At 55.2% G+C, this 20,188-nt stretch carries 16 protein-coding genes; 15 read left to right on the plus strand and 1 reads right to left on the minus strand.

Annotation, left to right across the window (positions count from 1 at the left end; genetic code table 11):
• Positions 1–600 precede the first annotated feature (600 nt).
• Positions 601–744, minus strand: coding sequence for a DUF5679 domain-containing protein (locus OK438_00645; protein ID MDA4123944.1), 144 nt, complete (start codon positions 742–744; stop codon positions 601–603).
• Between the two features lie 268 nt (positions 745–1,012).
• Between OK438_00645 and OK438_00650 the strand changes: the two genes are divergently transcribed.
• From OK438_00650 to OK438_00720, 15 genes are all read left to right on the plus strand, one after another.
• A complete protein-coding gene (locus OK438_00650) occupies positions 1,013–1,405 on the plus strand; it encodes a hypothetical protein (protein ID MDA4123945.1) in 393 nt (130 codons plus the stop codon).
• Positions 1,406–1,431: 26 nt separating this feature from the next.
• Entirely contained in the window at positions 1,432–1,749 is a 318-nt protein-coding gene (locus OK438_00655) for a winged helix-turn-helix domain-containing protein (protein MDA4123946.1), read from the plus strand.
• Positions 1,746–2,444, plus strand: coding sequence for a sugar phosphate nucleotidyltransferase (locus OK438_00660; protein MDA4123947.1), 699 nt, complete (start codon positions 1,746–1,748; stop codon positions 2,442–2,444). The genes OK438_00655 and OK438_00660 overlap by 4 nt, the downstream gene beginning before the upstream one ends.
• 228 nt (positions 2,445–2,672) lie before the next feature.
• Entirely contained in the window at positions 2,673–3,650 is a 978-nt protein-coding gene (locus OK438_00665) for a hypothetical protein (GenBank protein ID MDA4123948.1), read from the plus strand.
• 7 nt (positions 3,651–3,657) lie between these two features.
• Positions 3,658–4,998 (plus strand): DUF354 domain-containing protein, encoded by a 1,341-nt coding sequence (locus OK438_00670; GenBank protein MDA4123949.1) that lies wholly within the window; start codon positions 3,658–3,660, stop codon positions 4,996–4,998.
• Between the two features lie 298 nt (positions 4,999–5,296).
• On the plus strand, positions 5,297–6,097 hold the full coding sequence (locus OK438_00675; GenBank protein ID MDA4123950.1) for a polysaccharide deacetylase family protein: 801 nt from the start codon (positions 5,297–5,299) through the stop codon (positions 6,095–6,097).
• An 11-nt stretch (positions 6,098–6,108) separates the two neighbouring features.
• A complete protein-coding gene (locus OK438_00680; protein ID MDA4123951.1) occupies positions 6,109–7,263 on the plus strand; it encodes a glycosyltransferase family 4 protein in 1,155 nt (384 codons plus the stop codon).
• Positions 7,253–8,266, plus strand: coding sequence for an NAD-dependent epimerase/dehydratase family protein (locus tag OK438_00685; GenBank protein ID MDA4123952.1), 1,014 nt, complete (start codon positions 7,253–7,255; stop codon positions 8,264–8,266). Before OK438_00680 ends, OK438_00685 begins: the two co-directional genes overlap by 11 nt.
• A gap of 1 nt (position 8,267) precedes the next feature.
• The gene (locus OK438_00690) at positions 8,268–10,478 is read left to right on the plus strand and encodes a hypothetical protein (GenBank protein MDA4123953.1); all 2,211 of its coding nucleotides are present in this window, start codon (positions 8,268–8,270) and stop codon (positions 10,476–10,478) included.
• A 97-nt stretch (positions 10,479–10,575) separates the two neighbouring features.
• Entirely contained in the window at positions 10,576–11,241 is a 666-nt protein-coding gene (locus OK438_00695) for a hypothetical protein (protein MDA4123954.1), read from the plus strand.
• Positions 11,242–11,370: 129 nt separating this feature from the next.
• On the plus strand, positions 11,371–12,762 hold the full coding sequence (locus tag OK438_00700; GenBank protein MDA4123955.1) for a hypothetical protein: 1,392 nt from the start codon (positions 11,371–11,373) through the stop codon (positions 12,760–12,762).
• Positions 12,759–15,677: a hypothetical protein gene (locus tag OK438_00705; GenBank protein ID MDA4123956.1), complete on the plus strand. Its 2,919-nt coding sequence runs from the start codon at positions 12,759–12,761 to the stop codon at positions 15,675–15,677. Before OK438_00700 ends, OK438_00705 begins: the two co-directional genes overlap by 4 nt.
• The gene (locus OK438_00710; GenBank protein MDA4123957.1) at positions 15,674–17,728 is read left to right on the plus strand and encodes a hypothetical protein; all 2,055 of its coding nucleotides are present in this window, start codon (positions 15,674–15,676) and stop codon (positions 17,726–17,728) included. The genes OK438_00705 and OK438_00710 overlap by 4 nt, the downstream gene beginning before the upstream one ends.
• 110 nt (positions 17,729–17,838) lie before the next feature.
• Positions 17,839–19,056, plus strand: coding sequence for a glycosyltransferase family 4 protein (locus OK438_00715; GenBank protein ID MDA4123958.1), 1,218 nt, complete (start codon positions 17,839–17,841; stop codon positions 19,054–19,056).
• Positions 19,053–20,129 carry an ABC transporter ATP-binding protein gene (locus OK438_00720; GenBank protein MDA4123959.1) on the plus strand — a complete coding sequence of 359 codons (1,077 nt, stop codon included), beginning with the start codon at positions 19,053–19,055 and terminating at the stop codon, positions 20,127–20,129. Before OK438_00715 ends, OK438_00720 begins: the two co-directional genes overlap by 4 nt.
• The last annotated feature ends 59 nt before the right edge of the window (positions 20,130–20,188 follow it).

Consider the following 20,188-nt stretch of genomic DNA (forward strand, 5'->3'; position numbering starts at 1 on the left):
CTGCTCCCGAGGGGAAACTGGCTCTGGACTCTTGGGCTCCCGTTCGAGGATGTCCTCAAATGGCATTTGTTCGAGAAGGAGGACCCTGCCTTATTCTGCTTTGTGTACTACGGGTACATAGTTCGCGTTTGTTGGACCTTCGTAGGTTCCCAAGTGACCTCTGAGAAATTCAGAAGGCCGACTAGGTTTCCAAATGCTATCACATCCTTCGCTCATCTAATCAGGAGTTGGGATTGAAATCTTAGGAGCCTGACTGCAGACTAAGGAAATATCCTCTCGATCCAGAACTCTCGCTCATCGCAGCAAGTTAGGGTCTCCGGAGTACTCTCCGGACTCTTTCCCTTGCGCCTGTTGACCTTTTGATAGGAGAGGAGCGTGATCATCGGCGTGGGATGCTCGCAGACTCGATGCCGTCCTTCCATGCATTGCCTGCAGGGTTCTTCCAGTCTCGCCATCATGGGCGAGTGAATCACCCCCATTTTCCTACTTGAGGGTTGTGAACTCTGGATTCGGATTTTGGTTTCTTGCCAGGTCTAGAATCAAGCCGGTCGAATGAGGCCCTCGTTCAAGCTTAACCTGGAAAAAAGGAGAGGGAGATTCTCACTTGCCAGTTATTCGGAATAACTTGCTCCCGCAGGACGAGCACGTCCCCGAGATTGCCTTGCGACCATTCTTGAAGGTGACTGGTCGGGGTGAGTTGATCTCCCTGGTCTTCTTCTCTTTAACACAGAAGGCCTTGGTCATCAAGGAACAGAAGTGATACGGATGATAAACACTCCAGAGACAATCTAGTTGCACTGTGGAGTCGGCCAATCTTGACCAGTTCTAGGCTAGCAGATGTGCCCTTGCGAACCTAATCGGGCATGAGGGCTGAGTCCTTTGATCGTTGATCCACCTATGGAACATCATGGAATATCTTCTATAACGTCATTCCACGAAGTATCTACTATCATGACACATAATGACTGACAACTTAAATAGAATTTCTACGGTGGGGTCGGTGGCACCCCTCATGCATACAGAGAAAACCACCGAGTTCAATACGTTCCCCATAAGGGTAAAGAGTCTACTGAAGAGGGCCATCACTTCGTCCAAACGAAGGGGAGCCTGGTTCGCGCTTGACAGAAGGGAGAAATCCATCCTGTCGCTGTCGATCCGCCTCGAGCTCAAGTTCGAGAGCTTCGACCTCCTCCGCGCGCTGACCTCAATTCTGAAGAAGTTGGCGGGGCAGGGGGAGACGCTTCACGCATGGCTGCAGAGAGGGACCAAAATCGCTTGGGCATTCTCTGATTTCGCCGTCTCATCGGGAAACGCCTCCGCACGCTCCTGGAGGCAAGATAGGAACTACGTGGAGTACCTCGGCCGAGCAGTCTCGGGAGGTCTAAGGGGGATAGCCGCGTTTTGAGTTCTAACGCAGGTCCTTAGCGAAGTTTGGAAAAGAGTCGTCGCAAGCGCAACAGTTACGAGCTTCTAGCTGAGATGCTAATCTCCTCCAGAGGTGGCGCTAGAAAGACGACGATAATGTTCAGGGCAAACCTGAGCTTCCAGCTCCTCACCAAATACTTGACAATTCTCCTAACGAATGGCTTCCTCGAATTTGAAGATGGCTTTTTCCGACCAAGTCCGAAGGGATTATCCTTCCTCCGAAGATTCGCCAAGTATCAGCGTGCCAAGAATGACGTGAGGAAAAGTGAGGAGCTGGTCAGATCATACTTGTCATTCACCCCTACGCCGGGACGACCCGCATGAAGGCAGTACTGCTCGTCGGTGGAGCGGGCACGAGGATGCGACCCCTCACATACGTCATGCCGAAATGCCTCCTGCCGGTGGGTGGAAAACCTCTCGTCGAGGGAACGATTGCCTACCTCAAGGGTTACGGCATACGCGACTTTGTCCTGTGTGTGGCTTACCTGAAGAAGCAAGTAATGGACGCCCTGGGAGATGGCTCCCGCCTCGGCGTCAAAGTGGAGTATGCCGAATCAGATTCTCCCATGGGGACAGCAGGGCAGCTAAAGACCGCAGAGCCCTTCCTCAGTGGGACTTTCATCGCCATGAACGGCGACATCGTCACCGACCTCAACGTCGCCCACCTTCTCCAGAGTCACCTTGGGAGCGGAGCTATAGCGACCCTCGCTGTGAAGAAGTATGGCGTCAAGATTCCATACGGCCACATCACGGTCGACGAATCCTCGGCGATAATAGCGTTTGAAGAGAAACCTACTCTGCACTACCTTGCCAACGCAGGGGTCTATGCGATCGAGTCGAGACTCCTAGAGTCAATCCCGGCTGCGACCCAAAGCAGCCTCGAGAAGGAGATATTCCCGCGGCTCCTTTCCAAAGGCGAGAAGCTGAACTCCTACTTCGAAGAGGCAAGCTGGGCAGACGTCGGTTCGATGGCTGACTTCGAGCGGATCAATGATGAGGTGTTGGCAAACGGAACCTAGGGCAAACGGAAGCCGGCATGGAGCGTACAAACACGCGATTTTGGTGATATTTTCCCTCTTTCCCTTTGGAATATCTGCCATCGCTTCACTCGCTGCGTGGGAGATTTCGTCGGGCTTTGACCCAATTCCGAGGCTGGCCCTCGCCGTCTTCTCGTGGGTGATTGCCTTCGCAGCTGGAACACAAGCATTCTGGAAGGTTGTGGAACGATTAGCTCCTCGGTAGCAGGCTTGGACCCGATAGTTGGGACTGCAGCTGTGGCCGTCGCCGCGTTGTCTTCCTTTTCGATAGCCAGGTATCAGAGCAACAAGTTCGGGGCTCTTGGAATTACAGGCATCGATGTGCACAAGCCCCATGGGCCCGTTGCGGCGGAGATGGGAGGACTAGCGGTGCTCTTCGGTTCAGCATTGGGGGCTTCTGTCTACTTGGTCGCGGCTTTTCCCCATGACGGCTCTTTCCTCGCTTTTGCCGCAGGGATGTCTGCGATTGGATTCACAGGAGCAGTCGGCATTGCGGACGACCTCTATGACATCCGCCAGCGGTACAAGCCCTTCATGATTGTAGCCGCTTCTATCCCTTTGATGTACTTCCTGATGGGACGAGGTTCAGTCTACCTCCCGCTAATTGGGAACCTGAACATTGGCCTGCTCTTCCCGCTTGTCGCTGTACCCCTGGCGGTGACCACGTCCGCCAACTTCTCGAACATTTTCGCTGGGTTCAACGGTCTGGAGGCGGGCATAGCGGTAATCTCGCTTGGAACCCTTTCTTTCCTCTCTGCGGAGAGGGGATATCCCACGGTGGCCATGTTGGGAGCGATACTCACGCTCGCCTATCTGGGTTTTCTGTTTCTCAACTGGTATCCCGCACGTCTCTTCCCCGGAGACACAGGTACCCTGATGGCAGGGGCCGCCGTTGCAGTCATCGGCATCCTGGCGAGGGTAGAGTTCGAGGCAATAGTATTGAGCATCCCCGCTGCCATGGACTTCGCCCTCAAGGCGATGCAGAAGAAGCCCTTCGGTGGAAGGAAGATTCACGGCAACACCTCGGTTGACGCGGACGGCACCCTGACACCCCCCGGATATCCTGCTTTGGCTCACGCCTTCATGAAGGTCTCCCCCATCAAAGAGAGGGGGCTGGTCCTTTCGCTGCTCAGTATGCAGGCCCTCTTCGCATTGACTGCCATAGTGATTGCCATGGGATATGCGTGATGAGCTGATGGACAAGCCAAGTGGAGTCAAGAACGCCAAGATCCGGAAGATATGGGTGGCAATGAGCACCCCATTCCAGGCGAACTTCTTCGCTCCCTTAATCAAGGAGCTGGAGAATGACTACGATTTCGTTGTAACCGCCCGGGAGCACGACAACATATCCCGTATCCTCAGGGCCAAGAATATCGACTTCATCCAGGTCGGGAAGCACGGGGGGAGAGAGCTTTCCAACAAGCTAGAGGCCTACGCCGATGGGATCAAGACCATGATCCCCATAGTCTCGAGGGAAAAGCCCGACCTACTTCTCACGGAAAGATGGCCCGAGGCCGTTAGGGTCGCCTTCGGGCTAGACATTCCCGCTTGGACTATTTTCTACGATGAGAGGGAGACTCATGTCAATCAGATGGTTTTTCCCCTGGCGAGCAGGGTGTATGTTCCCCGATTCTACAATTTCCAGGAAATATACGCGAGTGGAGTTACCGATCCGGACAAGGTTGCCTGGTTCAACGGGTTCCACACGGGTTACCTGAAGGGGACGAAGACCAACGGCGAAAACCCCTACAAGAAACTTGGAATCAAGTCTCCTCTAGTTTTCGTCCGACCAGAACCGGAATTCGCCTCGTTCTTTCCCACCCATGAACCGGTCCTTGAGAAGGCAGTCGCGCGGATCGTGAAGAACGATAAGGCTTCAGTAGCCGTCTTGCCAAGGACTGAGTCTCAGCGCAGGACGTACTCACAGATGGGTGTGACCGTGCTCGAATCATCCATGATCGAGTCTCCAGTTGCCCACGCGGATGTTACTTTAGGAGCAGCGGAAACGATGCTGATGGAGGCGTTCATCCTAGGGAAGCCGGCTGTCAGTGCCATCTACTGGAAAGCATCCAAGCCGGTGGCCGAGCTGCATAGGTACATTCCTCACTCGACAGACCCAACCCAAATCGCAGAATACGTTGAAGAGTATCTCGACCCTGACACGCAGAAAGCCTTCAGTGAAAAGGTCTCTCTGCTGGTGCAGAACATGGACAACCCTGTCCAGCTCATGATAAACGACATCCGCCGGCTAAGCGATCCTAAGCCGGTAGAAGTGTCCCTGAAGAGGAGGTCAAGGCTTGAGATCTATCTTGACATAATCCAGGCCGCGTCTTTGAGACCGCTTCGTCCCACCCAGATAATGAAGGAAGCAAATATTTCATACAACGAACTGAGAGGGATAATAGAGAGCCTCGAGGCGAGGGCTCTAATCAGAACCGAGAACACAATCAGCGGGAAGTATTACCAGGCAACTGACGAAGGTCTTAGGCTACTGGAGGATTATCGCACTGTTCGTGGTCGGCTCTTTCCCGAATAAGAGTAGGTCGATTGAATATGAGAGAGTTGGGCGTGCGGTCAAGCCACCCTCGCGAATGGAGGAGGCTCAAGGTTGGCACCCCCCACACACCCCGTCTGTACTTGGGTTGCAATTTGGATAAAAGCTTGATGAATTTGAAAACCATAAACATGAGGGTGAAATCCTTTGCACCGAGCGGCTTCATCACGGGAGGGAATCGAAACTGAACCTGAAAAGGGTCGCGAAACAGCTCGCCGTAAGGGCCGTCTCATCAACCTATGTTTCGCAACCCCTTGTTTCCAAGGAGGTTCTGAGGGTTCTGAACTTTGACTACGGACCGTCGATTGACGCTGCCGGGGTTCTCCCTGGCACCGGAGCAATCTCATGCGTAACGGTGGACTTCGACGTCACCACTCCCTCCAGATACGATGACAACCGAAACGGGACCATTGCACTGCTCGAGCTAGCTGAAAGGTACGCAATTCCACTTACATGGGCTGTCTGCGGGAAGTCGGCAGAGGAAGACATGAAATCCTACTCAGCCATCGTAAACTCTTCAATCCTTCACGAAATAGGGGTGCATACCTACTCCCATCTTGACGCTACTGCTTGCACATCTGGAGAATTCAGAGCCGACATCCAAAGATGCATTCAAACACTCGGTCTCGACTCTCCGCGGAGCTTTGTCTTCCCATGGAACCGGGAAGCTCATTTCGACGTGTTGTCAGATATGGGTTTCAGGGCATACAGGGGCAAAGCGCGAGCAATTGGAATCCCGGTGAAAAGGGAAGGACTCTGGAATATTAGGCCTGTCTACTACTTGGACCAGAAATCAAGAGGAGCCCAGTCCCTGATAAATAGCTACATCGACCTATGCATCAGGCACTCTCTCCCTTTTCATCTTTGGACCCACCCTTGGTGCATGGTTTCTGAAGGCAGAACTGAACCCATGATGAAGACCTTGGAGGCCGTCTTTTCCTACATGAGGGAAAGGAGAGCGGACAAGACCCTTGCAACGCCAACGCTTGGGGAGATAGGCGCGTCGCTTGATACTGCAACCGAGCCCAATGCAGCGTTCTCGAGAGCAGTTCCCTTGCCATCGCGGGTGGCCGCCAATTGAGAATTGCTCAAGTGAATTCCTACTTCCACCCCTTCATGATTGGAGGAGCGGAATGGTACGTTTACAACATTTCGAGGGAGTTGGTGAAGGCAGGTAACGAGGTCACAGTCTTCACGTCTGAAAGTTATCGCGGCAAGAAGGCGCCTCGTGAAGACGAAGTTGAAGGCATCAAGGTCCGACGGATTCCGCTCAGAATCGACTGGAGCTATCGGATCAAGCTTTGGGATGGTCTAAGAGACGCGCTGACAAGGGAGGGTTTCGACATCATACACACCTACGATTACGCGCAGAAACACAGCATAGACGCTCTGGGAGCCGCTAAGCATATGGGAATAGGAACTGCACTGACAGTTTTCGACGTGCATTCCTCCATTCCGAGAAGATGGTACAAGCGAGTCCCAATGAATTACCTCGACTCGTATTGCGCTAGGCGGACCTTCCCATTTGCGACGAGAATACTCGTCCGTGCACCGAATCTTGTTCAACATCTGCCTGAACTAAAGGGGAACGAGGGCAGGGTCAGAGTCTCACCTTCGGGGGTGCGTGTGGAATCGTTTGCAAAGTACGACGGAGAGAAGTTCAGGGGGAAGCACGCAATAAAAGGTGCGCCCGTTGTCCTCTTCCTGGGGAGGCTCAATCCCCTCAAAGGACCGCAGGTCCTCCTCGAGGTGGCACCGACGCTGCTTAGGCAATTTCCAGATTTTGCCGTGGTCTTCGCTGGCCCCGACCAGTCTGGCTACAGGAGGTATCTTGAAACTAGAGCTGAACAACTTGGGATTTCCTCGCGAGTCTACTTTACAGGAATGATCGACGATTTTGAAGAGAAGATGCAGGCCTATTCAGCCTGCGATGTCTTCGCACTTCCCACAACCTACGAGGGAACCAGCCAAGCAATATTCGAGGCCATGGCCCAGGCTAAGCCAGTTGTGGCGACAAGGACTGGGGGAATCCCATACCAGATCACGGACGGCAGGGAAGGATTATTGGTCACCTACGGCGACTTGGGAGCACTGGCCGAGGCGATTGCGTTCCTCTTGAGGGATACCGTGAAGGCAAGGGAGATGGGGAACAGGGCCAAGGAAAAGGCCATGGGTTTCCAATACCCGAACTTGGCTATCGGTCTGCAATCCGTTTATGAGGAGATAGTTGAGGCAAATGGAAATTAACGATCAGAAAGTCCTAGTGACTGGAGGAGCCGGTTTCATCGGTTCCAGCATGTCCGAGGCTCTTCTCAGACTAGGCGCAGAAGTGACTGTTGTAGACAACTTCGACGACTTCTATTCAGGGAAGGAGAAGAACATCGAGGGTCTCCGCCTGAACAAGAGATTCAAACTGATTCGGGGCTCTATCCTCGACCAGGACCTTCTTCTCTCAGCGAACAAGGGCGTTGACCTAGTCGTCCACCTGGCTGGCCAAGCAGGGATTCGCTATTGCAACGAGCGGCCCTCCAAGGCCAACGAGGTGAATGCAACTGGCACCATGAATGTCCTTGTCGCCGCCCGCCAACGGCAAGTGAAGAAGGTAGTGTATGCGTCTTCCTCTTCTGTTTACGGAGATCCCGTGAAGACGCCGATAAGAGAGGATCATCCGACCGAACCCTCGAGTCCCTACGGAGCCAGCAAGCTGGCCGGTGAGAAGTACTGCACATCTTTCGTGAAGACCTACGATATGGACATAACCTGCCTTCGATACTTTTCGGTGTATGGACCTCGGGGACGCCCCGATCAGATACTATACTCTTTCGCGCAGAAGGTGGCAAACGGAGGAGCCCCAGTCATCTACGGCGACGGCAGCTATTCGAGAGACTTCACCTACGTGTCGGACGTCGTCTCCGCGACTCTGATGGCCGTTATACATGAAGAAAGTCGGGGTCGAGTGATCAACGTTGGATATGGAAAAGACTTCAAGGTGATCGAGGTGGCACGGCGTATCATTGACCGCTTCGGCCTAGATATTCAGCCCGTCTTCAAAGAGAGCTACGGTGGCGATTTCTCAAGGACACTCTGCGACAACAGCCTGGCAAGGCAAGTGCTGAAGTGGACACCGGAAATCAAATTCGAAGACGGATTACCTCGATTCTTGGACTGGTTTGACGAACATCACAATTCCGCCACAACGAGGACTGACGAAGCCACGTTCCCAAAGTCTCCTGAACATCCTGAACTCTAGCATGAAGCTAATCCTGTATGTTCTGCTCTTGGGGCTAGCCACGACGATGCTGCTGATCGCCAACCACCCAGCCAAAGCCGCAGGTCAATCGCCGGTCATCCTCTCCTACAACATCACGGGGGGTGGGACTAACAGTTCTGCGGTTCTCTATTACGTATCAAATGGCGCGAAGGTCAATACATCCCTAACTCAAACCCCGACGACATACGCGATCGACCAAGGTACGGTCTGGACCGCCTCGAGGTCGCTTCCCGGCAGCAACAGCACCGAACGCTGGCAATTCAAGGGTGATAATCCGAGTGGCAACTCCGGAAGCAAACCCCTTGTCTTGAGCTACTACAGGCAGTATCTGGCCGCCTTCGGTTTTACTGTGGTAGGAAGTATCAAAGGAATGATCGCACCCTTGGTCAACTTTACAGCATTCGGGAAGCCCCAATCATTGCAAGCGGGGTACGCCGACTGGGTCGACTACCAGTCCACTTATGCCTACGGGGTTGCCCACGGGAACAGGTCTGGTGTCCGATGGTTCGCGGGAGCTGGCACGTCCGGGGTTGTCAACGGAAGGGTCAGAGTCTCTCCAAAGTACTACCAGCAATACTACGAGGTCTTCAGCCTCAGTACCAAAGGAGCAGACGCTGTGCCGCCAATCTCCCTGGGCACGACATTCCTTGGAGTGGCCATTCAAACCCAACTGGGCGGCTCCGGACTGTCAATGTGGGTCGATGCTGGAACCCTGTTCTCGTTCCCTCCCGTGATCAATTCCGGCTCCCCCGATCAAAGATGGACGTTCCATAGCGTCGACGCGGCTAGCGCGGTATCCCCCGCCAACCTAAAGGTAGTCTACTACGAGCAGTATGTGTTCGTCCTGAGCTTCTCAATCAGCGCCGGCGCCGCTCCCTCCCCTCCCGTCCTCACCGCTATCGCCAACGGCCAGCAGACTTCCTTTCAGATGTACCCGAGCGGTCCAGCAGTCTGGGTCGACCTCAGTTCAACTTACTCAGTTTCGAGCCTCCTCCTTGGGTCCACGTCTGGGGAAAGATGGATTACGATTGAAGGCACTTCCGGCGTAGTCAACGGACCGAAGTCCCTCGCATTGTCCTACTACCATCAAGTGCAGGTCAGCTTCAGCTACACCGCGATAGGCGGAGGAGACCTACCCGCTTCTGATGCGTCGTTCTTCGACTTTGGGAAGAATATGACCTCTCCCATCGGCACCGCAGTGGGCAACGCCTGGGCGGATTATGGAACGAGTTTTGTGGTGCCAGGCGGTCATGATGACGCGGGTTCGGGGGGGAGATGGATTCTCGGCTCGGCTCCGTCCCTGATTCTCCTCGAGCCCGCTACTCTGTCTCTTCACTACTACCATCAGTATCAGATCGTGGTCACATACTCCTTGTCGAACGGCGGACATGCCCCGCCTGACAACTTGACCGGAATTGCCTTCGGGAAACAGATCATGGCCTCGATTCCTTCGAGCGCGATCCTGTGGCTTGATGGCGAGTCAACTTGGAGTGTTTCTCAAGTCCTGTCGAGACACACAAGCGGGGAGAGATGGTCTGCCGTGGGAGCGACCGGCGGAACCGTCAATGGCTCCGCGACTATTCACGCACTCTACGAACACCAATACTTCGTGAGCACGAGCAGCAACTCTCCAGGAGGCGGTACCTTCACTCAACCCGGCTGGGTTCCCGCTGATTCGCCTTTCGGCCTGTCAGTGGCACCGAACGAAGGGTGGAGATTCATGGAATGGGTTGGTACCGGCGCCGACTCCTACACTGGACCCACGGAAAACGCCACAATTACTGTCTCGGCGCCGGTGAACGAGACTGCAAGTTTCGGAGCGGCGTTCACAATCGAGGCAGTGGGGAAAGGAACTCTAATGGTTTCTTACGGCTCGAAGATCTTCGCTGTGGCCAACGCGGCTCTCGTCCTTTACGTGCCTCCCGGGAGCAGCGTAACGATCAATGCGGAACCGGGTATTCTCTCGCTGTTCGACAGGTGGAGTGGCGCGTCGGGTTCTAACCAGAATCCCGCTACGTTCGATATCACTTCACCCACTCAGATACGCGGAGTGTTCGTCGCCAACGCAGGGTTAGAATACTCGATGATTGCTGGGGTCTGGTTGGCCACACTCTACTTCGCTGCGTATCTGGTGAGGCGCAGAGGCATTTCGTTTGGTTCCCATAGGCGAATCATGTCGAGGCGAGACTAGGGCTTTGAGTGGAGATTCGAGTCAGGTGCCGAAGGGTGAAAGCCCGTCAAGAACGGGACGCCGGCTCCTCGGAAGTGGAAATTCGAGGATATTTGGGGTGGTGCTCATTGCGACTGGTGGTCTCCTCTTCGGACTCGCCTTCGAAACTGGTCTCCCAGTGTTCGAAGTCGGGTCGCTTATGGCGTTCGTCTTGGGCGTTATCCTCGTTGCAGTAGAAATCGAGCCCAGAATAAAGATCAGCATGGCATCTGATAGCACTCTAGGCTATTTCAAAGCCCTTGTGAGCGCCCTGAAGATTCTGGGGGCTGAAGGCAAGGCCACGTATCTTCCGAAGGGGAACGAGATCAGCATGGTCGTGGCGCGTGACGACAAGCAGACGCCAATCGAATTGGCACCTGTAGGAGACGGCCTCTACTCCGGGTTCGTAGAAGAACTCGGCGAAATGCAGAGGAAAGGGTTCGACTTCTTCACCTCGTGGATACCCAGAATAGTCGTGGACGGAATCGGAGCAGCAGACAAGGTCAGCGTTGCCAAGGAAGGAGACCGTGTAAATATCACAATGCGCCGGCCCTACGTAAGGCCTCTCTGCGCTGACCCTTACGTCAACGCTAACGTGTGCTGCAGGATGGGTTGCCCCTTGGCCGGATCCTTGGCGCAAGCGCTGGCAGCCACGACGGGGAGGGAGGTCAGGTTCGAGAACTGCGCCTATGACCCGAAGCTCCAAACGGCGACGACCACCCTCGATTTGGGCAGGAGTCCATAGGTGTCCGGTTCAAGGACACTGGCCATTACGCTAGTCCTTCCCGTACCTGCGGTCATGGTTCTATGGCAGGACGCGATGGGGACATTCTCTTTGAACTTGTTGAATAATCTTCCTTTGATAGGCTTAATCTTGGGCGCATCTTCGCTATCTGTCGCTGCCGCAATCAGAAGAATCGGCCCCCAGTACGCACTCGGACGCTCGAACACTGGCGCCCTGCTCATTGCCGTGGCTCTCTTCTCATATCTCTTCGGCACCTCGGTCCAGAGCGACCAGTTGCATTTGCTTTCAATCATGGCATTCTACATGGGCGGCGTCTTCTACCTCGGGGGAGTGAAGTATCTCATTTCCACTATTCCTGGTCTGGGAATTGCGCTGTCAGTCCTCCTTCTCCAGCCATACGGAACGGTGGTCCAGCTGGGATCAGAAGGGGTTCTGGTGGGATTGATATTCGCATTCGCTTTGATGCTCTGGAGCTCAAAGAAGCGAACCGAGAGGGCACTCTGTCGACTCTGCTCCTCCTTCAGGGATACTGGTGCGAGTTTCTGTAACGCGTGCGGAAGAAACCTGAAACCATTCATGGTTAGGCTCCCATACGCGAGATTCGCAGGCTTCGCTATCTTCTCTTTGCTCCTGGTCTCATTCCTAGCGGTTACCGTCCCGGCGGTCTCTGATTCTCCCAAGCCCTCATTCGTTACCCTCACACTCGGTGGGATTCAAAACAACGGCCCGTTCACGCCGCTTCCAGGATGGAGTATGAGCGGCCAGGTTCACTATCTCTCGGGGCAGACGCTACAGTGGTTCGACCTGACTAGGGGCAGGACTTCTATTCAGGCTATCATCAGTACGTCGTTCACCCGTGCGGCGGCTGTAGGAGCCCTCGGTCAGCTGGCAGGCAATGTGACGGTGAGCCCGATTGCGGTCAATCAGTCCGGTGTGAGCCTGGTAAGGTACTCCGCTGTCATCAACGGGACGCACTACGAGGGCGTTCAAGGAAGCGATCTAGTCGGGGTGGTCAACGGCTCACGGTTGTCCCAGAGCTACGTTGCTTTTGATCTGCAGCAGACTACCAGCCAATTCAAAAGCGACAATGGCGCCTCTCTTTATCCTGCCGGAGCTGCAGTGGCCAATTGGCTTTCCAATTCTGGAGTTTGGTTCCCGAGCGTAGTAGCTCTTTTGCCTCAGTATCAATCGGCAAACCTTCTAGTTGCAGATGGCTCCCTCGGTCTAATCGCGGTATTCCTGTTCTCCTCCATCAGGACGTACGATCTTGCTATTGAGCGACGGCTCGAGTCAACCCTTGGCCTCACCGCTTCCGCACTCGCCCACCTGAGGGCCTTCGGCGTTAACGCAGGAAATGCGAAGGGAGAAGACCTCCTGGCGATAGCAAGGAGGGTGGACCCCGGCCTTGATGAACGCGGATTCTATCTCGAACTCAACGAGCTGTCAAAAAGGGGTTTGGTCGAGTCTCAGGTCTCGTACATCGCGGGCGAACCAGTCCTCCTATGGAGGTGCCTCATTTGAAGAAGCGCGTATTCCTTACAACTCTTGCCTTGGTCACACTTCTGACTGTGGTGCAATTCCTTGTGCCCGTGGCGGTCTCCCAATCCGCGGGTTCACCCAGCCAGCAGCAATGGTGGAATACCCAGTATGGCTACAGGCGCCAAATCACGATACCCGACAGGACTCCCCTGCCTTTGGTCAACCAGACGGCGATTGCACATCTCAGTTTCGCGTCCAACTTGGCAGAGGACCCGCTGACAAGCTTCAGGCTCATCAGCGCGGCAGGGAAAGAGATTCCTTCCGTCGTCGTGGGCGAGCAGTATTCTGGCGCGTTCCTCACTTCGGCGTACCTGCTGTTCCTTGCCGATGCCCCAGCGAATTCAAACTCGACCTATTACCTCTACTATGGAAGCGGCGTCCAAGCGCCTCCTTCGTACAGGGCATCAGGACAACTCACCTCGCTCAGCAACAATCTCATCAGGGCTCAGCCGGGGGCGCAGACCCTGGACGCTTCCAGGCTCGAAATCATCTTCGGAAATGTCTATACCGAGACCACCATTTCGAAGGTCTCCTACGTGAATGGCGGGGCCATGGACTATGGTCCAACGCAGATATCGGCGAACCCGTTCTCGTCTGATAATGGTTGGGTCAGCGCCGGGGACCTTAGTTCCTCAATATCCGTGGCTTACGACGTTCTCAAGGCTGGAACGGTGCAGCTTACAGAGATCCTGCTCGTAGGCCCGAGCTCGGCGGTCACGGTCAACGCCGTCGCAAACGCGGGACCAACCGAGATTTCAGGGGTGAGCCTGACCTCGGTGATTGGACTGGCGGGCCTTTCAGTGATATTGCCCTCAGTTTCAACCTACGACGCGAGCAGCGGCTTCCTGACCTCCCAGTCCCCAGGTGTGGCTTTCGGTATCAAGTCGCTGCCTCTGCCTGTATCCTACGGCCTCGGTTCGCAAAAGCAGGTCATGTCGGAAGCTTTGTCCAATGGATTCCAAAGCAGCTCGTCCCAATCGGGAGCGTCCGCGGCTGGCTTCGTGTGGGGGCTCGGGATTCTGCCCCCGGCAGCGTCGAGCTGGGTTTCATCAGACTGGAGCGCAGCCGCAAGCACCAAGGGGCTGAGCTCAGGTTCTTTCCGGATGCCCGTAGTGGCCCTGGGAGGGCCAGAGGAGGCTATCGGGGTCGCCACCCCAATGGCGAGGTCGCTGTGGAACACCACTCTCACTATCGCGGGCGTAACTGTGCCTGCAACCGGGCTGACGGTCCCCTTCACCCTCAAAGGCGCCGCATTGGTGCCAATCATGACAGCGATCAGCGGGAGCTTCTCTTACAGCGTTCCTCCAGCCCCCTCGGTGGTCCCTGGGGCCTGGTCCGCGGCAAGCTTGTCGACGGGGAACGGGACAGCATTCGCTTCTCCAAGTTACTATGCGTTTGACCTGGGGGCGAACGTCGGGAGGCTCTCGGGATACGTTCCCAACAACTCTAGCTCTGTCACAGCTCGCCTCGCATCAAAGGGGTTCTTCGCCTACGGGGGACCCTTGGTATCGCTCGAAATTCGTTACAAGGCGTCCTACTCCGTCAACGCGGGCAACTTTTCCCAGCAGAACTTCTACGTGGCAGCGGACCTAGACCCGACGTTGAACAGTAACTTCAACGAGAGCATCCTAGTCCCTGTGGTTGGTAGCTCGACCACCATAGGTCCCTTCGGCTGCCAGCTTCCAGGCTTGAGGCCCCCGGTTGTACTAAACCAGAGAGGGGGGAACAACTACTTGATTGGAGACAATGCATGGAGGACCCTCACCCTGAGTCTTCCGGACAACCTGCCGAAACAGGGGTTCAACGTCAGGATAAGGAGTTGCGTCTCTTCCTCCCCTGGTTTCGCAGGAATCATGCAATTGGACATCCAATCGGCGAGCATTTTGCTGCGTGGCCCGGCTTCAAGTGTACTTCAGGCGTCCACTTCCTACGCGAGTCCACGGGTGGTGGTTGACTATTTGCCTGAAGCCGCTGGCCTGTCCTCTGCGGGAGTTGTAGTGAACTTGACGCTGGCCCTTTCACTCCAGGCCAAAAGCAGCATAAGCTGGGCCGACGGGGCTGACTTCACCGGTCTTGCCTCTGCTCCTCGATCCTTCAGTCTCAACAGATCGTCATTTCTGGGGTCTGAGACGCTAGCTATGCCGCACCTTCAAGGGGTCCTCGTCAATTCCGCCATAGCCAATCGTGCAGTCGATTCGTCAGTGGGAGGAACTTCGGTACAGGGCTCGCTTGCTCTCGGCTCGCTCTTCCTCCCCTCTCCCATTCTTCCGACGCCCTCATCACCCGTTCCATACAGGATTGGCCTTGGAAGCAAGACCGTCCGGGTGACTGTCCTTGACAAGAACGGCGTTGGGGTCCCGGGAGTGGTGGTAGTTCCCCAGTTGGAGGGGACCATCATCCCTGGCACGTATGCGACTGATACATCGGGGAGCGCTCAATTGAAGTTGGTCCCCTGGACGTTCCAAATGAACGCCACCTACCTTGGAAACACCGTCGCTTCCGAAGGCATTATGGTGGGTAGCCAGTCCTCTCTGTCGATCAATGCAAGCATTTTCAGCGTCACCGCAGCTGTCGTGGACTCCCGCAACCACCCATTTGTGGGGGCTGAAATCAGGCTAACCCTGGGCAATTACACGATTTCAGGGGTGACCGACAGCAAAGGCTTCTTCTCGTTCCATGCTGTTGGCAATGCCGTCTACAATACTACAGTGAGTTTTGGGGACCAATCATACTTCAGCGGTGGGGTTGGAGTGCCGAATAGCAACGTGGTCGTAGTGGTATCTACGTCGTATCTTCCACCGTCATTCCAGCTGATAATACTTGCCCTCGCGGCGGCAGTTCCGATTTCGGGAATCGCTGTCTACTTCATTGCCAGAAGACTGAAGAAACCCAGATGAAGCCCACTCTTACTCTCTGCCTCCTCCTGGTTACTTGTATGTTCCTCGTGGTACCGAGCCAGGGGGTACACGCCCAGCAATCTTCCCTGGCCGTCACCTACGAGGCAGACCTCAGCCAGCATTTTGGGCTCTACAGCGGTACCATCCACGGACTGAAGTTGACGGTCTCTGGGGTGATTCAACAAACGAACGCGAGCGCACACGTATCGATTTACTACCAGTTCAACCTCAAGTCAGTCAGTGGCCTTCCGTCGGGCGCGAACTACTCCATAATCTCAATATCGCAGCACCCCGTCCTGAACGATTTGTACATCACCCTCCCTCCTGGAACTAGTGGGTTCGAATTCAGCGTCTACGCGACCATCCACGACCAGAGCGTTCTGTACCGAGGCACCGCGACTCTCACCTACGCCTCCGTTGCGATGGATGTTCCACCATATTCTCCGACGTCGTACGTTGTCCTAGTGCCAACATCGCCAAGCTTCGAAATTCTCTCGGTCTTCCCAGGCAGTGGTCCCAACGTGGTGACGCAGGATATCTCGATCAACGGTACCTCCTATCTGCAGACGGGGTTCGTATCAGGTGTGTACGAATATGTTCCTGGAACCATCGTCATTCTCTACCAGGCAGCATACTTCAAGTACTTCCTCGTCGCTTATGTTGTCCTCGCCGCGGGTCTTCTTGCTGCTGCGGGGCTTGTCCTTCGGAGGCTAAGGCAGCAGTCGGGGAGCTTGTTGGTCCGAGTAAGGAGGCTCTTGAGGTGGCTCGTAACTTCTATTGACTCCAGGAAACTGCTCGCCTCCCTGGTGGGGGTGGCCATCCTCATGGTTTCGATTGCGTTCATTTTCGGGCCACCCCCCTCTCCCAGGCTCTACCTCGCCGCCACGCCCCAGACCGCCCAGACATTGGGGCCGGCTATCAACGGCACGGGTTTCACCTACCTGACCCCCACGCAAGCCTCTGACGAGTTTGACAGGCTATCGCAATTCGGCTTCTTCCATTCCGTGTTGGTGGCGGATTATCAGATACGCCTGCCATCACAGGGACTCGGATCAGACTACAGGATTCTCGTTCTGTCGCAGTACGCGAACGCGACGTATATTCGCGAGCTAAAGTCCCTCTACAGCCCCTGGGTTAGCGTGGCAAACAATACCCTGGAAATGACCAGGGCGCTAGATGGTCAGAGGGTGAACTACGGCTCGAACCATCTGGGCCTGGGTTTCTTTCCCCAAGGTTACGCAGCCATCAGCAACATCGAGGGGCTGTTGAGCTTGGTGGTGCCGTTTCTGGCCCTGGCGTTCTTTGCACGCTTCATGATCGAGTCTGCCTCGAAGGGTCTCGGCAGGCTGGCGCAGGCCGTTGCTTTCTCGTTCTTCTTGTTCCTGTTTGGCGAGCTGGTCTATATCCAGACCGCGGTCCTACTGGGCATCCCGGTTGCTTTGCACGCCACGATTTCTCCGCTAGAAACGGCGGGGGGAGGACTCGGATTTGGCGGGGGTTCCCGTCCCAGACTTGTAATGGGGATTGTCGGATTCTTGTTCGGGGCTTCGTTCGGGCCCGGTGGGAGAATCAAGTTCGACAGGGTTGTCTTCATCGGGCTTGCTTCGGCTTTTGTCTTCCTGATTGTCGACCCGCTTCAAATCGGCCAGGATTTCTACCAACTCATACTCTTGGGCTTGACCAGCGAAACTGGAACCACGTTCGGTCAGAGCGCGTTGGTCACCGTTAGAGATTCTGTTTCCCATGTCATGAGTATTTTTGGGGACTTCTCGACACTGTCGTATTTCGCTCAGCACGGGGCAGTGTTCTTCTTCGTAGGAGCCGTGCCTTTTGCCCTCTACACCTACATTCGTAAGTCGTCTGCGACTCTTCTCCTGTTCTTCTCGGCACTCTTGTCGGGCCTGGGTTACGTCAGAATCGGGGACCAGGACCCGCTGAAGGCGATTGCCTCGACCATGCCAGGGGTCACTATCGGGATCCTGGTCATACTCGCATTCCTCTCGCTCGATAGGGTTGAGAGGTTTCTAAGGCTCAGGCTCGGGATTCCTTAATGGAATCGTGCGCCCACACGTTGAGTCCGAACAAGGCTATGGACAAATCAAGCGACCTCCAAGTTCCCGCCATTGTCCCCACAACGACAAGGAACTGAGGCGTCATCGGAATGAACATAATCTACGTCACTCCGGACGTCGCCATCCCCTACTTCAGGGGCGCCTCCACTCATGTGTTCGAGGTTTCAAAAAACCTCTCCGCTCGGGGTCATCACGTCTCCGTGGTCTCGCGCCGGTTGAATCGTTCACAGCCCAGGTGGGAGGCAATCGATGGGTTCGAAACTTACAGGACGTTCCAGGGTCTGGCGTTTGAGCCGCCAATGTCGAGTTACAGCAGATCTCATGTAGACAGGGAGAGCCTCTCCTCCATCCAACGTGTCTATTCCTGGTATCTCGGTTCCTATCGCGCTTTTCAACTGGGTGTGGAGGTTGCGACCGTGATGTCGGGCAGGGAGGCTGACATCGTCATTGAGCGAGAGACGGCGTTCGGGGCCGGGGCTGTGCTGAGTTCGATTCTGGGCGTCCCGATGGTTCTTGAAATGATAGGTCCGAGAGTGAGTGTGTTATCTTTGAAGCGAGCAAGCAAAGTCCTGGCGTATTCCACGAGAATGGTGGGGGGTAGGGTCCCCCGCGAGAAGCTGGAGATTGTCTCGGGCGGGGTGAATACAGAGATGTTCAGGCCAGACCCGGAGGCAGGAGCTAGGGTAAGAAGCAGGTACGGGCTGACAGATGAGTTTGTAGTGGGGTATGTTGGCACGTTTCCGAAGTGGCACGGAGTGAACGCCCTCTTGTCTGCCTGCAGAGTGCTTGATTCTGCTGTCCGGAAGGTCAAGGTCTTACTCGTGGGTCCGTACTACGCTGACGCAAGGCAATTCGCGGAGGGTATCGGGATGGGAGACAAAGCCCTATTCGCTGGGCCTGTCTCTTATGATATGGTCCCAGAATATATCAACGCCTGTGATGTCCTTTGCGCACCCTATGACCCCACCCTCTCACGGATTAGGAAGGAACGCGGAATCGGCGCCCCGCTCAAAGTGTTAGAATACATGGCCTGCCAGAAGGCAGTGATATCGACCAATGTGGGACCGGTGAATGAAGTTGTGGAAAGCGGAAGGACAGGGGTACTCGTTCCTCCCGGAGATGTGAACTCCATCACAGACGCAATAAGGGGATTCATCGAAGGCCCGGACCTCTTGGAAAGAATGGGGATCGAGGCAAGGAAGGAAGTAATCGCCAAGTACTCCTGGCACAGGCTCGCGGAGATTCTTGAAGGAATCCTTTACTCCGCAAGTTCTCCCCGCATTGGGAGGCAAGAAGCGCTGAGTTGAGCGTCTTGGAAGGAGCCACCAAGCAGTCAGAACGCGAGTCTGTTCCCCCCGCGGTGAAGATCACCGATCTCTACAAGAGATACTCCGGGCGGAAACGGGGACGCGACCTCTCGCCGAGAGGTTTCCTGAAGTCCATCTTGGTTGGGAAGGAATGGGAAACAATCGCGCTCGACAGGGTCAGCTTGACAGTCGAGCATGGCGACGTCTTCGGGCTTCTTGGTCCCAACGGCTCGGGGAAGACGACGATGATTAAGATTCTGGCCAACCTCGTCATACCGGACTCGGGCACGGCCTATGTGGAAGGCATCAACGTGGTCCGGAGGCCCTATGCCGCCGCCAAAAGGCTTCAGACCGTCCTGGCCGAATCGATTGGTTTGGAGAAGCGGGTTACCGTGAGGCAGAACCTTCAGCTCTTTGCATCTCTGTACGGTTTGCCCAAGCAAGAAGCTAACGAAAGAATTGATAGGCTCCTTGACTACTTCGGGTTGAGCGAAGTCACTGACAAACAGTCACAGTCGCTTTCCACCGGGATGTCGCGGAAGTTGTCTATCTGCAGAGTGCTCCTCAGCAATGCCTCGGTGGTCGTCTTCGACGAGCCAACAAGCGGCTTGGACCCTTCTGCTGCAGAGAACTTAAGGGAGTTGCTCGTGCGAGACCTTGTTAAGCGCGAAAAGAAGACCATCATCATAGCTACGCACAATCTGGCCGAAGCAAACTCGATTTGCACTCGCATAGCCCTCCTGAACAGAGGCAGGCTGATCGCCCTAGGTAGTCCGGAAGAGATCAGGAGGAGCGTCCAAGATCAAGTTGACATAGCCATTACAATCACCGGGGCGGACGGCAATCTGGAAGAGTTGCGTGAGAAGCTTGGAAAAGTTGACGGTGTATTTTCGGTCGAACTTGTCGAAAGGCACCAATCCAAACAGATTCGGCTAACGGGAAGGAAGGACATGCGTTACCTGGATGTCTTTTCTCTGGTGTCGGCCCGCGGGTTGGAGGTGCTCTCAATGGAGACCTCGTCCCCCTCGCTTGAAGACGCATTCATCCGGTTGACCCGCGAGGCCAAGAAGTGAAGTTCTATTCCTTCGAATGGGGGAAGATATTGGCGCTGATGCGAAGAGACTTCCGTAAC

The organism is Nitrososphaerota archaeon (assembly GCA_027887005.1).
Taxonomy (GTDB): domain Archaea; phylum Thermoproteota; class Nitrososphaeria; order Nitrososphaerales; family Gagatemarchaeaceae; genus UBA183.

Coding starts and splice junctions, on each gene's coding strand:
- OK438_00685 (MDA4123952.1), top strand. CDS start 7,253: ATGGAAATTAACGATCAGAAAGTCCTAGTGACTGGAGGAGCCGGTTTC.
- OK438_00715 (MDA4123958.1), top strand. CDS start 17,839: ATGAACATAATCTACGTCACTCCGGACGTCGCCATCCCCTACTTCAGG.
- OK438_00660 (MDA4123947.1), top strand. CDS start 1,746: ATGAAGGCAGTACTGCTCGTCGGTGGAGCGGGCACGAGGATGCGACCC.
- OK438_00670 (MDA4123949.1), top strand. CDS start 3,658: ATGGACAAGCCAAGTGGAGTCAAGAACGCCAAGATCCGGAAGATATGG.
- OK438_00650 (MDA4123945.1), top strand. CDS start 1,013: ATGCATACAGAGAAAACCACCGAGTTCAATACGTTCCCCATAAGGGTA.
- OK438_00690 (MDA4123953.1), top strand. CDS start 8,268: ATGAAGCTAATCCTGTATGTTCTGCTCTTGGGGCTAGCCACGACGATG.
- OK438_00645 (MDA4123944.1), bottom strand. CDS start 744: ATGACCAAGGCCTTCTGTGTTAAAGAGAAGAAGACCAGGGAGATCAAC.
- OK438_00710 (MDA4123957.1), top strand. CDS start 15,674: ATGAAGCCCACTCTTACTCTCTGCCTCCTCCTGGTTACTTGTATGTTC.